This window comes from Streptomyces sp. NPDC034111 (assembly GCF_055575375.1).
In genome coordinates this window covers 577,790-592,055 of record NZ_JBVIST010000003.1, presented here as the reverse complement: position 1 = coordinate 592,055, position 14,266 = coordinate 577,790, and the positions used below count along the sequence as shown (strand labels likewise).

The 14,266-nt window shown below is 69.3% G+C and carries 15 protein-coding genes; 6 read left to right on the top strand and 9 right to left on the bottom strand.

The window, feature by feature from the left end; translation table 11 throughout:
- Positions 1-403: 403 nt before the first annotated feature.
- Positions 404-1,267 carry an SCO4651 family lipoprotein gene (locus ACZ55A_RS12070; protein WP_468837865.1) on the top strand — a complete coding sequence of 288 codons (864 nt, stop codon included), beginning with the start codon at positions 404-406 and terminating at the stop codon, positions 1,265-1,267.
- A gap of 142 nt (positions 1,268-1,409) precedes the next feature.
- A complete protein-coding gene (locus tag ACZ55A_RS12065) occupies positions 1,410-1,598 on the top strand; it encodes a hypothetical protein (protein WP_468837862.1) in 189 nt (62 codons plus the stop codon).
- 6 nt (positions 1,599-1,604) lie between these two features.
- On the opposite strand, the gene ACZ55A_RS12060 is transcribed toward ACZ55A_RS12065, so the two are convergent.
- Positions 1,605-2,000, bottom strand: a complete 396-nt coding sequence (locus ACZ55A_RS12060) for a metal-sensitive transcriptional regulator (RefSeq protein WP_468837860.1) — start codon at positions 1,998-2,000, stop codon at positions 1,605-1,607.
- Between the two features lie 194 nt (positions 2,001-2,194).
- Here ACZ55A_RS12060 and ACZ55A_RS12055 point away from each other — a divergent pair, with 194 nt between their 5' ends.
- Positions 2,195-2,815 carry a DUF47 domain-containing protein gene (locus ACZ55A_RS12055; protein WP_468837857.1) on the top strand — a complete coding sequence of 207 codons (621 nt, stop codon included), beginning with the start codon at positions 2,195-2,197 and terminating at the stop codon, positions 2,813-2,815.
- Between the two features lie 9 nt (positions 2,816-2,824).
- Entirely contained in the window at positions 2,825-3,823 is a 999-nt protein-coding gene (locus ACZ55A_RS12050; protein WP_468837855.1) for an inorganic phosphate transporter, read from the top strand.
- A gap of 132 nt (positions 3,824-3,955) precedes the next feature.
- On the opposite strand, the gene pstB is transcribed toward ACZ55A_RS12050, so the two are convergent.
- The 4 genes from pstB to pstS all read right to left on the bottom strand — a co-directional run bounded on the left by pstB (position 3,956) and on the right by pstS (position 8,087).
- Positions 3,956-4,732 (bottom strand): phosphate ABC transporter ATP-binding protein PstB, encoded by a 777-nt coding sequence (gene pstB / locus ACZ55A_RS12045; RefSeq protein WP_468837853.1) that lies wholly within the window; start codon positions 4,730-4,732, stop codon positions 3,956-3,958.
- 32 nt (positions 4,733-4,764) lie between these two features.
- Positions 4,765-5,844 carry a phosphate ABC transporter permease PstA gene (gene pstA / locus ACZ55A_RS12040; protein ID WP_468837850.1) on the bottom strand — a complete coding sequence of 360 codons (1,080 nt, stop codon included), beginning with the start codon at positions 5,842-5,844 and terminating at the stop codon, positions 4,765-4,767.
- Positions 5,841-6,833, bottom strand: coding sequence for a phosphate ABC transporter permease subunit PstC (pstC, locus tag ACZ55A_RS12035; RefSeq protein ID WP_468837847.1), 993 nt, complete (start codon positions 6,831-6,833; stop codon positions 5,841-5,843). Before pstC ends, pstA begins: the two co-directional genes overlap by 4 nt.
- 135 nt (positions 6,834-6,968) lie before the next feature.
- Positions 6,969-8,087: a phosphate ABC transporter substrate-binding protein PstS gene (gene pstS, locus ACZ55A_RS12030; protein WP_468837844.1), complete on the bottom strand. Its 1,119-nt coding sequence runs from the start codon at positions 8,085-8,087 to the stop codon at positions 6,969-6,971.
- Between the two features lie 573 nt (positions 8,088-8,660).
- Here pstS and ACZ55A_RS12025 point away from each other — a divergent pair.
- Together ACZ55A_RS12025 and ACZ55A_RS12020 are read left to right on the top strand one after the other, a co-directional pair.
- The gene (locus tag ACZ55A_RS12025; RefSeq protein WP_468837988.1) at positions 8,661-9,737 is read left to right on the top strand and encodes a C40 family peptidase; all 1,077 of its coding nucleotides are present in this window, start codon (positions 8,661-8,663) and stop codon (positions 9,735-9,737) included.
- Positions 9,738-10,035: 298 nt separating this feature from the next.
- Complete coding sequence (locus tag ACZ55A_RS12020; RefSeq protein WP_468837842.1) at positions 10,036-11,466, top strand: PP2C family protein-serine/threonine phosphatase; 1,431 nt, start codon at positions 10,036-10,038, stop codon at positions 11,464-11,466.
- 126 nt (positions 11,467-11,592) lie between these two features.
- On the opposite strand, the gene ACZ55A_RS12015 is transcribed toward ACZ55A_RS12020, so the two are convergent.
- The 4 genes from ACZ55A_RS12015 to ACZ55A_RS12000 form a co-directional block, all read right to left on the bottom strand.
- Entirely contained in the window at positions 11,593-11,937 is a 345-nt protein-coding gene (locus ACZ55A_RS12015) for a DUF2516 family protein (protein ID WP_468837839.1), read from the bottom strand.
- Between the two features lie 162 nt (positions 11,938-12,099).
- Complete coding sequence (locus tag ACZ55A_RS12010) at positions 12,100-12,735, bottom strand: hypothetical protein (protein WP_468837836.1); 636 nt, start codon at positions 12,733-12,735, stop codon at positions 12,100-12,102.
- A 32-nt stretch (positions 12,736-12,767) separates the two neighbouring features.
- Positions 12,768-13,232 (bottom strand): helix-turn-helix domain-containing protein, encoded by a 465-nt coding sequence (locus ACZ55A_RS12005; RefSeq protein ID WP_468837834.1) that lies wholly within the window; start codon positions 13,230-13,232, stop codon positions 12,768-12,770.
- 76 nt (positions 13,233-13,308) lie between these two features.
- Positions 13,309-14,223, bottom strand: coding sequence for a GNAT family N-acetyltransferase (locus ACZ55A_RS12000; protein ID WP_468837831.1), 915 nt, complete (start codon positions 14,221-14,223; stop codon positions 13,309-13,311).
- Positions 14,224-14,266: the final 43 nt, after the last annotated feature.

Below are 14,266 nucleotides of genomic sequence, written 5' to 3'. Positions count from 1 at the left end.
TCCCTGACTACCCAGATGCCGTACGGGCTTTCGGGGTTCCTGGAACGGACTGACTCATTCCAGCGGGCGGCCGGTATCCAGGCCCGCGGACTCGGTCAGATGGCGCTCCGCATCCGTGCGCGCCTGTGAACGGGCGCGCCGGGCCGGCCCCCGCCACCCGCAGACACAACGGGCCGTACAGAAGGACCCGCGTTCGGTGGTGGAGGTCGCATGGGGGAGTCGGTCGGGCACCCGTCCACGCTACGCGCCCCAGGTGCCGATGCGTGACGAGCCCCCGTAACGGTCGTTGAACGGAGCGGTCGACGGAACGTCAGACTCGGCGCCTGCGGAACGTCCGACCCTCCCGAGCGGACCGGGCGCCCAGACCGGTCCCGAAGACAGCGGCCGAGGGGGCTCGTACGCGATGGTGGTGCAGGACAGGCGAGGCGGCGCGGCCGCGGTTGCCGTGGCGTGCGGGACGGGTCTGGCGGTCGGGCTGCTGGCGACGGGCTGTTCCTCCGAGGGCGCCGCGGCCGACGACCAGGAGCCGCCCGGCCGGTCCGCCGCCGCGGCCGCCGAGGCGGTCCGCGCCAGCGCCGACGCCCTGGTCCGGGCCCGCTCCGCCGAGGTCCGTACGGCCATGGAGACGGTCAGCGGCGGCACCCGCGTCGCCATCCGGGGCACCGGCGGCTACGACTTCACCACGAGCACCGGGCGACTGCGCGTCGTCCTGCCCGACCCGGCGGGCCGGCCCGGTGAGGGCCGTCAGCCGATCACGGAGATCCTCGCGCCCGGCGCGCTGTACATGAAGAACCGCGGGGCGGGGGTGCCGGCCGACAAATGGGTGCGGATCGACACCGTCTCGCTCGCCGACGGGAATCTGGTCACCGGCGGCGCCACCGACCCGCTGACCGCGGCCGAACTGCTGCGCGGCGCACGGGAGGTGACCTATCAGGGAGAGGAGCGGATGGATGGCGTACGGGTGCGGCACTACCGGGGCACGACGGACATTGCCGACGCCGCCCGGGCGGCGTCACCGCGCAGCCGGCCGGCGCTGGCCGCCGCGGAGCACGGGTTCACCACCGACGTGGTGCCGTTCGATGCGTACCTGGACGAGGCCGGGCGGCTGCGCAAGGTGCGTCAGCGGTTCCGGTTCGCCAACGGCGCGCCCAACGGGGCGTCGGTGACCTCGACGACGGAGCTGTCCGGGTTCGGTGCCCGGGTCGCGGTGCGGCTCCCTGACCGGCGTGACATCTATGCGGGAAAGATCGCTTCGGCTTCCCCTTAGGGCGAGATGTCCGGGGTGCGGCATGTGACAGCGGCGTTTGCCCCATGGCGGAAATGGTCCATCCGTGCCATGCGCGGAGCGTGCGCCCGTCTTTACGCTGGGCGTTGACCACCAAGGTGTGGGAAGGCGCTCGAAGGAGGAGGTGTTGTACGTGGCCGGCAACCGACCCACGACCGTTCAGGACCACGTAGCCCTCGTCGAGATCGACCTGACCGGCGAGCTGATGATCGCGGCCGCGGCGGCCAGCGAGGAGCGGCTCAGCCCGGACCGTATCGACGAGGTGCTGGACGTGGACGGGGAGCACCGGGACCCGGCCGGGGAGCCGGAGTAGCGCTCCTCAGGTGCGCAGCATCCGCTCGATCGCCTTGGTCGCCTCCTGCACCTTGGCGTCGATGGCCTCGGGGCCCTTGACCGCTGCGTCGGCGACGCAGTGCCGCAGATGCTCCTCCAGGAGCTGGAGACCGAAGGACTGGAGGCCCTTCGTGCTCGCCGAGACCTGGGTGAGTATGTCGATGCAGTAGACATCCTCTTCGAGCATCCGTTGCAGACCGCGGATCTGGCCCTCGATCCGGCGCAGTCGCTTGATGTGTGCGTCCTTCTGCTGTGCGTAGCCGTGCACACCGGCCGGTGCGGAAGTCTCTGCGGCATCCGTCACGGTCGGGGTCTCGCCCTGAGGGTGGCAGGCCGCGGCGGCTGCGGTGCTGCCGGTGGCGTCGGCGTCCGTGGTCGTCATGGCCGTCTCCCGTGGTATTTAGGCGATCCATATACCCCTGGTGGGTATATGCTACCGAACTTTGCGGGCATCGGCGGTACCCCGTGCAGAGCATGCTGCCCGATGGGCGACACTGAAGGAATGCCGGTTAGCAGTGGCTGGATGATGCGCCTAGCATCAACTCGACCGAATCCGATGCACCCCGAGGATTTCACGTGCGCTTTCGTCTGACCCCCAGGGAGACGAGCTTCTACGACATGTTCGCCGCCTCCGCGGACAACATCGTCACAGGCTCCAAACTCCTGATGGAACTGCTCGGGGCGGACGCCTCCGCGCGGGCCGAGATCGCCGAACGGATGCGTGCGGCGGAGCACGCGGGAGATGACGCGACGCACGCGATCTTCCACCAGCTGAACTCGTCGTTCATCACGCCGTTCGACCGCGAGGACATCTACAACCTCGCCTCGTCCCTCGACGACATCATGGACTTCATGGAGGAGGCCGTCGATCTGGTCGTCCTCTACAAGGTCGAGGAGCTGCCCAAGGGCGTCGAGCAGCAGATCGAGGTGCTGGCGCGGGCGGCCGAGCTGACCGCCGAGGCGATGCCGAACCTGCGCACGATGTCGAACCTCACCGAGTACTGGATCGAGGTCAACCGCCTGGAGAACCAGGCCGACCAGATCCACCGCAAGCTGCTCGCCCACCTCTTCAACGGCAAGTACGACGCCATCGAGGTGCTCAAGCTCAAGCAGATCGTGGACATCCTGGAGGAGGCGGCGGACGCCTTCGAGCACGTCGCCAACACCGTCGAGACCATCGCGGTAAAGGAATCCTGAGCCCCGGCCATGGATACCTTCGCGCTTGTCGTGACCATTGCGGTCGCGCTCGGTTTCACCTACACCAACGGCTTCCACGACTCCGCCAACGCCATCGCGACCTCGGTCTCGACCCGGGCACTGACCCCGCGGGCCGCCCTGGCGATGGCCGCCGTGATGAACCTCGCCGGTGCCTTCCTCGGCAGCGGGGTCGCCAAGACGGTCAGCGAAGGGCTGATCGCCACTCCCCACGGCAGCAAGGGGATGGGCATCCTGTTCGCCGCGCTGCTCGGCGCGGTGGTCTGGAACCTGGTCACCTGGTACTTCGGGCTGCCCTCGTCCTCTTCCCACGCGCTGTTCGGCGGCATGGTCGGTGCGGCGCTCGCCGGTGGCACCACGGTGATCTGGTCCGGTGTGGTCGAGAAGATCGTCCTGCCGATGTTCATCTCACCGGTCGTCGGTCTGGTGCTCGGCTATCTGGTGATGGTCGTGATCCTGTGGATGTTCCGTAAGGCCAACCCGCACAAGGCCAAGCGTGGATTCCGCATAGCCCAGACCGTCTCCGCCGCGGGCATGGCACTCGGCCACGGTCTTCAGGACGCCCAGAAGACCATGGGTGTCGTCGTGATGGCCCTGGTCATCGCCGATGTCGAGGACCAGAACGCGGCCATCCCGCTCTGGGTCAAGCTGGCCTGTGCGATCACCCTCTCGCTCGGTACGTACGCCGGCGGCTGGCGGATCATGCGGACGCTCGGCCGCCGGATCATCGAGCTGGACCCGCCGCAGGGCTTCGCCGCGGAGACCACGGCCGCCTCGGTCATGTACACCGCGTCCTTCATGTTCCACGCGCCGATCTCCACGACCCATGTCATCACCTCCGCGATCATGGGCGTCGGCTCGACCAAGGGCACGCGCGCGGTGCGCTGGGGCGTCGCCAAGAACATCGTGACCGGCTGGTTCATCACCATGCCGGCGGCGGCGGGCGTTGCGGCCCTGGCGTACTGGCTCATCCAGCTGGCCTTCGGCTGACGTCCGACGAGAACCGCTGACGCGGAAAAGCAGTGGGCCCGCCCCCCGGGAAGGAGGGGCGGGCCCTTCGTCTTGCGGTGGCACCGCCATGCAGCACCGCAGGACGCTTGAGGGGCGTCGGCCGGGGCCGGCCTAGCCGAAGCGGCCGGAGATGTAGTCCTCCGTGGCCTGGATCGAGGGGTTGGAGAAGATCCGCTCGGTCTCGTCGATCTCGATCAGCTTGCCGGGCTGGCCGACGGCGGCGAGGTTGAAGAACGCCGTGCGGTCCGAGACACGGGCGGCCTGCTGCATGTTGTGCGTCACGATGACGATCGTGAAGCGCTCCTTCAGCTCGCCGATCAGGTCCTCGATGGCGAGGGTGGAGATCGGGTCGAGCGCCGAGCAGGGCTCGTCCATCAGCAGCACCTGGGGCTCGACCGCGATGGCGCGGGCGATGCACAGCCGCTGCTGCTGGCCGCCGGAGAGGCCCGAGCCGGGCTTGTTGAGGCGGTCCTTGACCTCGTTCCAGAGGTTGGCGCCCTTGAGGGACTTCTCGACGATGTCCTTGAGCTCGCTCTTCTTGTACGAGCCGTTCAGCCGCAGTCCGGCCGCGACATTGTCGAAGATCGACATCGTGGGGAACGGGTTGGGGCGCTGGAAGACCATGCCGACGGTGCGGCGCACGGCGACCGGGTCGACCCCGGCGCCGTAGAGGTTCTCGTCGTCCAGCAGCACCTTGCCCTCGACGCGGCCGCCGGGGGTGACCTCGTGCATCCGGTTCAGGGTGCGCAGGAAGGTCGACTTGCCGCAGCCGGACGGGCCGATGAAGGCCGTCACGGAGCGCGGCTCGACGGTCATCGAGATGTCGTCGATGGCCTTGTGGGTGCCGTAGTACGCGGAGAGGCCGCTGACGTCGATTCGCTTGGCCATGGAAATCACTGCTTCTTTCTGTCGCCGGTCGGTCAGCGGCCGGTCTTGGGGGCCTTCCAGCGGGCGATGCCGCGGGCCACCAGGTTGAGGATCATGACGAAGGCGATGAGGACCAGTGCCGCGGCCCAGGCGCGGTCGTAGGAGGCCTCGGAACCCTGCTGCCACTGCTGGAACACATAGAGCGGAAGCGACTGCTGGGCGTCTTCGAAGGGGTTGTTGTTGATCGTCTTCGCGCCCCACACCAGGAGCAGCACGGGCGCCGTCTCACCGGTGATACGGGCGATGGCGAGCATCACGCCGGTGGTGATCCCGCCGATCGACGTCGGCAGGACGACCTTGAGGATGGTGCGCCACTTGGGGACGCCCAGGGCCAGCGAGGCCTCGCGCAGCTCGTTGGGGACGAGCTTGAGCATCTCCTCGGTGGAGCGGACCACGACCGGCATCATCAGGATCGCCAGGGCCATGGCGCCGGCGAAGCCGGACGGGCCGAAGCCGAGGATCAGGATCCACACGGACAGGATGAACAGGCCGGCCACGATCGAGGGGATACCGGTCATCACGTCGACGAAGAAGGTGACGGCCTTGGCGAGCCGGCCGCGGCCGTACTCGACGAGGTAGATCGCGGTGAGCAGCCCGATCGGCGCGGCGATCACGGTGGCCAGGCCGACCTGCTCCAGGGTGCCGATGATCGCGTGGTAGATACCGCCGCCGGGCATCGCGTCCGGGAGGGTGCCCATCGAGTGCGACAGGAAGTAGCCGTTCAGGACCTTGCTGCCCCGGGCGACGGTCTCCCACAGCAGGGACGCGAGCGGTACGACGGCGAGCAGGAAGGCGACCCAGACCAGGCTGGTGGCCAGCCGGTCCTTGGCCTGCCGGAGGCCCTCGACGCCCGCGGCCAGCGCGAACGTGCCGAGGATGAAGAGCACCGCGGCGATCAGACCCCACTGGACCGTGCTGTCCAGGCCGGCGCCCAGCCCGATGCCGCAGCCGGCGCCGGCCGCGACCAGCGCGAGGGCCGGGGCGGCCCAGCGGGGCAGCCTGGGGTGCTTGAGGGTGACCGGGAGCGGGGTGCCGCCGTCGGTGAGCGGGCGGTGGTCAGTCACGGCGCTCATGCGGCGGCTCCCGAGTACTCCTTGCGACGGGCGATGATCAGGCGGGCCGCGCCGTTGACGAGCAGCGTGATCACGAAGAGGACGAGGCCGGAGGCGATCAGGGCGTCCTGGCCGAACTGGTCGGCCTCGCTGAACTTGCTGGCGATGTTCTGGGCGAAGGTGCCGCCGCCCGGGTCCAGCAGGCTGGTGTTGATGAGGAAGCTGGGCGAGAGGACCGTGGCGACGGCCATGGTCTCGCCGAGCGCGCGGCCCAGGCCCAGCATGGAGGCGCTGATGATTCCGGAGCGGCCGAAGGGGAGCACCGACATCCGGATGACTTCCCAGCGGGTGGCGCCGAGCGCGAGCGCGGCCTCCTCGTGCATCTTCGGCACCTGGAGGAAGACCTCACGGCTGACGCTGGTCACGATCGGCAGGATCATGATCGCGAGCAGGATGCCGACGGTGAACAGCGAGCGGGGGGCGCCCTGGGAGTAGCTGAAGATCCCGGTCCAGCCGAGGTAGTCGTTCAGCCAGCTGTACAGGCCGGTCAGGTGCGGGACGAGGAAGAGCGCGCCCCACAGGCCGTAGATGATGCTGGGCACCGCGGCGAGCAGGTCGATGACGTAGCCCAGCGGCGAGGCCAGCCTGCGCGGCGCGTAGTGCGAGATGAACAGGGCGATACCGACCGCGACCGGGACCGCGATCACCATGGCGATCACGGAGCTGACCAGCGTGCCGAACGCGAGCACCGCGATGCCGAACTTCGGCTCCAGGCCGGTGGCGTTCCAGTCGAGGGTGGTGAAGAAGTTGGCCTTGTCGCCGGAGATGGCGAGCACGGACCGGTAGGTGAGAAAGACCGCGATCGCGGCCATGATCACCAGGAGGGCGATACCGGAGCCCCGGGAGAGCCCGAGGAAGATCCGGTCACCGGGGCGGACCGCCTTGCCGGAGACGGGGGAGTCACCCCGTGGCACGGGCGGCTGGTCGGTTATCGAGGAGTCGTGAGTCATGAATTCTCCGGTCTGCGGAGCCGGTGGAAGCTCCTGGCGCGGCGGTGCACCGGACGGGCGGCGGCCCGAAAGGGGCCCTGGTGAAGGGGCCCCTCAGGCCGTACGGCGACGGTCGGGGCCGCCGCCCGGGGTAGGTCAGGAGAGCGTCTTGACGGTCGCGCGGACCTTGTCGGCGATCTCGGTCGGCAGCGGGGCGTAGCCCAGGTCCTTCAGCGCGGCCTGGCCGTCCTGGCTGGAGATGTAGGTCAGGAAGGACTTGGTGGCGGGCAGGGTCTCGGCCTTGTTGCCCTTGTCGCAGGCGATCTCGTACGTCACCAGGGTGATCGGGTACGCGCCCTCGGCCTTGGTGGTGTAGTTGAGCTTCAGGGCCAGGTCATTCCCCTTGCCGACCTGCTTGGCCTCGGAGATGGCCTTGGAAGCATTGTCGACCGTCGCCTCGACCGGCGCCTTCGCGCCGGTGTTCAGCTTGGCCGTGGGGACCTTGCTGGAGGTGGCGTAGGACAGCTCGAAGTAGGAGATCGCGCCGCTGGTCTGCTTGACCTGCGAGGAGACACCGGCCGAACCGGAGGCAGCCTGGCCGCCTTCGCCTTCCCACTTCTTCGCCGGCTCGTGCTTCCAGCCACCGGCGGCCTTGAGGTACTTGGTGAAGTTGTCGGTGGTGCCCGAGTCGTCGGAGCGGTGGAACGCCTGGATCTTGAGGTCCGGCAGCTTGGCGTCCGGGTTCAGCTTCTTGATCGCCTCGTCGTTCCACTTGGTGATCTCCGAGTTGAAGATCTTCGCGAGGGTGGGGGCGTCCAGCACGAGGTTGTCCACGCCGGGGACGTTGTAGCCGACCGCGATCGGGCCGCCGACCATCGGCAGGTCGATGGCCTGGCCGCCCTTGCAGACCTGCTTCGACTTGGTGACCTCGTCGGGCTTGAGGGCCGAGTCGGAGCCCGCGAAGGCGGTCTGCCCCTGGAGGAAGGTGGTGACGCCGGCGCCGGAGCCCGTGGGCTGGTAGTTGATCTCGGTGTCCTTGCAGGCGCCCGAGTAGTTCTGCACCCAGACGTCCATGGCGTTCTTCTGCGCGGACGAGCCGGACGCGAGCAGCTTGCCCTTGCCCTCACACTTGATGTTCGAGGTCTTGGCGGAGCCGCCGCCACCGTCTGCGCCGGTGGTGTCGTCGGAGCCGCACGCCGTCAGGGCCAGGGCACCGGAGACGGCGAGAGCGCCAACGGCGAGGGCGCGAACCCGGTTCTTGCGCTGAAGCTTCACTGTCGGGAATTCCTTCCTGGGGCGCGCCGCATCATCGGCGTGCTGAGTGGTGATTTGTGTGGTGGTGACCGCCGTGGGGTGCGGTGTGCCGGCCAGGCAAGTCCTAGCCGTGGCGCGCCTGCCACAAGGGCATGGCGCGCACTCGGTACGGCTGAAATTAGGCAGATCAAGTGAAGCGGCCGATGGAGGAGAGTGAACGCCGGGTGAACCTCGGCCATCGGATGGGTGCGGGGGAAGAAGTGTTCGCCCGCCCGTACTAAACAGCCCGTCGCCCTGTTGAATTACCAGCCGGTATGGCAGCATCCGCGCCGGAGGAACATACAGAAACACGTGGTAACCGTGCGGAACGACCGGAGGTGGCTGGTGGGGCGCCAGGGGGCAGGGCAGGGCGTTCGGGGCGTGGCGGAGCCACCGGGACGGCAGGGCGGACACGGCATACGGGGTGGGTGGGGCATGCGGGACGGGCAGGGCTTGCGAGGCGGGCGGGGCTTGTGGGGCGGGCGCGGTGTCCGGGACGACCGGGATGGTCTGGGCCGCCGCCTGGTGGCGTGCACCGCCGTCGTCCTCTGTGTCATGGGCCTGCTGGGCACCTCGGCGGGCGCCGCGTACGCCGACGACCCCAAGCCCGGATCCGGCGCGGACCCCGCCCCGGGCGGCGGCTCCGCCTCCGACCCCGACGCCCAGCACCTCGACGACGTACGACGGAAGATCGAGGCCCTTTACCGCAAGGCCGAGCAGGCGACCGAGGCCTACAATGCGGCGAAGGAGCAGGTCGAGCTCCAGCAGAAGGAGATCGTCAGGCTGGCCCGCAGTATCGACTCCACCCAGCGCAAGCTGGCCGCCCTCAAGCGGCAGGCCGGCGCGCTGGCCAGCGCCCAGTACCGGGGCGGCGGAGTGCCGGCGGAGGCGAAGCTGATGCTCAATGCCGATCCCGAGGGCTTTCTCGACAATGCCACGCTGGCCCGTAAGGGGCAGCTCGCCGCGAAGCGCGTGATCAGCCAACTTGCGAATCTCCAGGGGGACTTGGAGAACTATTCGGATTCCGCGACGGACCGCTGGGAGCGGCTGGAGGCGAACCGTAAGAAGAAGGAAAGCGCCCAGCGGGACATCAAGAAAAAGATCGAGGCGGCAAAGCAGCTGGAATCCCGGCTGGCCGCCAAGGAAAAGGCCCGGCTGCTGAAGCTGGAGGACGAGCAGGCCTTCCGGCAGCAGCAGAAGTGGCTCGATTCCGGCATCCTCAAAGCCATCAGCAACAAAGCATCGGCCCTGGGCAAGAAGGCGATTTCGTACGCCACCGCGCAGATCGGCAAGGATTACGTGTGGGGCGCCGAGGGGCCGGACACCTTCGACTGCTCCGGGCTGACGCTGCGGGCCTGGCAGCACGGCGGCCGGACGATTCCGCGGACCTCGCAGGAGCAGTGGCGGCAGCTGCCGCGCGTCGCCCTCAAGGACATGCGGCCGGGCGATCTGATCATTTATTTCTCCGATGCCAGCCATGTCGGGATGTATCTCGGTGACGGTGCGATCGTGCATGCCCCGCGGCCCGGCCGGCAGGTCACGATCACCGGCGCCGGCTCCATGCCGATCCTCGGTGTGGTCCGCCCCGATGGTGACGCCCGCCACGATGACGCAGCTCACTCCGGGCGATAAATGACCGGATTGTTTGCTATCCGAGGGTTGTCGTGGCGTAGCTGAATGCACCCAAGCAGGGTGATGTTCGTCATTCCGCATTCCGCCCGGCCCAGGTCAAAAGGCTTATCGGCCAGGGCATATGACATTGGCCGATTGCCTTCGGCCATTCCCTCCCCCTCCGGACTGACGCTATGGTCGCCTGTCAGTGCCTGGAGTGCCCCCGTTCGAATGACCGACGGGCGGTGTGGAACCGGGCATGGTGGCGCGCCGGTCGGCGCCCATCGCGCCCCTCGGGGGGAGGGAAGGAATCAGACCGATGCCCGTACCCGTACCGCACCAGCGGACGGTCGTGCTGCCGCACCAGGCAGGACCGGCGGACGACGCCTGCGCGGATACCGCTCCGGTCGCCGGCATGCCGGGCGCGGGGGATGCGACGGACCGGAGCCGGCGCGCCCCGGAGGCCGGCACCGGATCGGAGACCGCTCACGTGATGCTCCAGGGCCTCCAGAGCACCGATCAGCCGCTCATCGGCGAACAGCGAGTTTCGGCCGACCACGTGCCGGTCCACCAGGGCCTGACCCTGCTCCTCATCGGCGAGGACCCCAACAGTCATGTCCCCGAGATGTGGGACTGGGCGGGCCGCAAGGTGCGTCTGCGCACCGCCCGCAACCTCACCGAGGCCGAGCGGCTGCTCACCGACGACGTGCACTGCATCCTGCTCGATCTGCCCCCGGCGGAGTGCGCCGGCCGCGACAGCGACGGGCCGGGCACCCCCGACGACGAGCTGGGCATGCTCCACGACGTCCTGCGGTTGGCGCCCTCGCACGCCGTCCTCGTCCTCACCTACGAGACGGACGCCGAGCGCGCCGCGAACGCGGTACGCGTCGGCGCCCAGGACTACCTCTTCCGCGACGAGCTGGACGGCGCGATCCTCAGCCGCGCCGTGCGCTACGCCGTCGAACGCAAACGCGCCGACCTCGCACAGCGCCAGCTCACCGAGTCGCGGATGCTCGCCCAGGAGAACGCCCGTCTGGAGCGCGGCCTGCTGCCCACGCCCCTGCTCGACGGCTCCGACCTGCGCTTCGCCGCCTGCTACCGCCCCGGCCGCAGCCGTGCGCTGCTCGGCGGCGACTTCTACGACACCGTGCGCACCCCCGACGGCACCGTCCACGCGATGATCGGTGACGTCTGCGGCCACGGCCCCGACGAGGCTGCCCTCGGCGTCGAGCTGCGCATCGCCTGGCGCGCGCTGACCTTCGCCGGACTGTGCGGCGACGAGCTGCTCGCCACCCTCCAGAAGGTGCTGGAGCACGAGCGCTCCGACGACGAGATCTTCGCGACGCTGTGCACCGTCGACATCTCCGCCGACGGCCACCGCGCCGGCCTCTCCCTGGCCGGCCACCCCGCGCCCCTGCTGGCCCGCGCCGGCGAGCCCCCGCGGCTGCTGCCGTACGAATTCGGCGGCCCGGCGCTCGGCCTGCTGCCGCAGGCCCGCTGGCCGCGCCGGCAGGTCGAACTGGGCGCCGCCTGGAGCCTGATGATGTACACCGACGGCCTGATAGAGGGCCGGATGGGCAAGGGCAACCAGCGCCTCGGCCAGGAGGGCATGACCGAGCTGGTCGCCCGCCAGATGGAGGCCGGTCTGCACGGCGAGGAACTGCTGGACGCCGCCGTCCGGGAGGTGCGCCACCTCAACGGCGGCGAGCTGACCGACGACGTGGCCGTCGTCCTGCTCGACCGAGGCTGACGCCGGAATAACTCCTGGACCGCCGCTGACGGCGGAAAGACTCCTGGACCGCCGCTGACAGCGGAAAAAAGAAGGGGCAGCCGCACGCCGCCGTGCCGCTGCCCCAGGGGTCTCGCCTACCGCTGCTCAGCGCCCGCCGTTGTAGGGCCCGTACGGCCCGTCCGAGCTGGAGCCACCGCGCCGCGGGCCGCGCCCGCCGCCGGTGACCGTGCGCAGCGCCGGCCGCACGTCGACGGTGTAGACGATCACCGCGATCACGCCGATGACCGGCAGGAACGACATGATCGGAAGGATGAAGAGCAGCGCCGTGGCAAGGGCGAGGAAGATCAGCCACATGCCCTTGGTCTGCTTGCTCGCGGCACGGTAGGCGTCCTCACGGCGCACCGCCGCATCGATCAGCATCACGGCGGCGTAGATGCCCAGGGCGAGCTGCGCCCAGTCCAGAAGGCTCTGGAACCCGTAAATCAGCACGCCATCCACCGCCCGTTCGCCAGTCGTGTCGTCTTGTGTCGCCTCGTTCTGCCACGGCCGTCTGCCGGCCGTGCGGTCACCGTACCCGGACAACGGGCCGGGCACGTCAAGTGTGCCCGGCCCGCCCGGTGAATCCGCGTCCTCAGTGAACTGTGAGACGGCTCACTTCGCGGACGGCGGGGTGCTCTTCTTCGCCGGCGCCGGCTTGCGCTGGGCGACCGGCTTCTTCGCCGTGGACGCCGGCTTGGTCTGCGTCGACGAGCCGGCCTTGGCCTGCGTCGTCCGGGCCCCGTTGGCGGACTCGGTCTTCGTACCGCTCTTGGCCGCGGGCCTCGGCGCCGGCTTCGGGGCCGGCTCCGGCTCGATCGCCACCGCGACGTCCTCGGCACGCTCCGCGACCTCGCCGCGCCAGGTCGCCACCGCGCCCCGGCCACGCTCGGCCAGCTCCTCGTAGCCCTCACGGGCCCGCACCGCGGTCTCGGCGACCCGGCCCACGCCCTGGAGCGCCAGCTCCTGCGCCTGGTCGCGGAACTTCTTGAAGTCGCCGTCGAGCGATTCCAGCAGCTCGGACAGCTTGTCCTGGGCGTCCTTGGCCTGCTTGGTGACCAGCGCCTGGACGTCCTTGGGGTCGGTGCTGCGCACGGACTCGAAGCGCTTGGGCGCCTCGGTCCGGATCTTCTCGACGATCTGCGGTACCTCGCCCAGCTTCTCGGCGGCCAGGTCGACCGTGCCGGCCAGCGCATACAGCGGGGTCGCGTCGGTCAGGGCCTTACGGAGGTCATCGGTGTTGATGGCCATGGCGTTGTTCCTCCTGGAAACGAATCGGTTGCTCAGGTGGCGTGCGGGCCGCCGTCGGCCTCTGTCTCACGGGGGTCCGTGCCGTGCTCGTGGGACGCCGTGTCGCGCTCGTCCTCATGCCCGCTCGCAGCGTTGTCCTCGCCGCTGACCAGCCCGTTCTCCTTGCGGAAGGACTCGTAGATCTGCAGCAGGACCTGCTTTTGTCGCTCGTTCAGCGCCGGGTCGGTGAGTATCGCGGTCTGCACCTCGACCCCGTCCAGCCCCTGCCGCTCGTCCAGAATCCCGGCCTGGACGTACAGCGTCTCGGCGGATATCCGCAGCGCCTTGGCGAGCTGCTGCAAGATCTCCGCGCTCGGCTTGCGCAAGCCGCGCTCGATCTGGCTGAGATACGGATTGGACACCCCGGCGGCATCCGCCAGCTGCCGCAGACTCAGCTGCGCCGTGCGCCGCTGCTCCCGCAGAAACGCGCCGAGATTGCCGACGTTGAGTGATGCCATGCCTTGATGGTGCCCCCTCGTGCTAACTATTGCAAGCAAGCGCTAGCAAAAGTGGTGGGGGTCTCGGCGGGCGACGTCATCTGATGGCACGGTCAGCCTGCCTGTCGCCTTCCTGGCCGGCTGCCGGTTCGGCATACGCGAAGTCGTACACGGCCCAGTCGGTGACCGGGACATATCCGATGCGTTGGTAGAGGGCGTTGCTGGTGGGGTTGGCGGGGTCCGCGAAGAGCACGACGTCCGTCGCGCCCGCGGCCAGCGCGGCCCTGCTCACCTCGACCGTCACGGCGCCCGCGTAGCCACGCCCCCGGAGGTGAGCCGGGGTGTAGACAGGGTCCACCCGGACCATGCCGGCGACCATCGAGGTCACGGCCGCCATGGAGACGGGAGTGCCGTCCGGGGTCTCCCAGAACGTGAAGTGTCTGTCGGCGAAGCGCGAGCCGGCCCAGGAGCCGGCGTCCACGGAGGGGACTTCTCCGACGGCGGCGCAGAACTCGCCGCACCAGCAGACGACTTGCTCATGGTCCTGCTCGCCCGCGACGCGCCCCCGGCCCTCTGGGAACGGCTCCGGTGGGGTGAGCGTGCCGAGACGGTACAGACGGATCCGCTTGCCGAGTGTCGGCGCTGCGCCTGTGTGCCGCTGCCATGCCTCGGCGAAAGCAGTGGCGGTGCTGCGGTCCGCGCTGACGTAGGGAAGGGAGTGCCCGAGGGCGGACAGGCGGTCGGCGAGGGTGTCGGCTTGCTCGGAGGTGAGGGGGGTGAGGCTCAGGCCGCGGGACGGGAGGCGGTAAAAGATGGCGCGGACCTCGCCCTCCAGCTCCAGTCGGCCGAATACGGTGGCTCCGGCGCCGTATGCGTCCGCCCCGAGCGTTCGCAGTCTCTCGATCACCGTCAGTGGCGTGTTGTGCAGGGCGGGCCGTGAGCGCAGGAAGTGTCCGGCTCGGGCGAGGAAGTCGTCGACGTCTTCGGTGAGTTGCCAGTCATCCGGTCGCATGCTTCATGCTCCCCGCTGGGCTCACTGCGGGGAATGCGAGGGC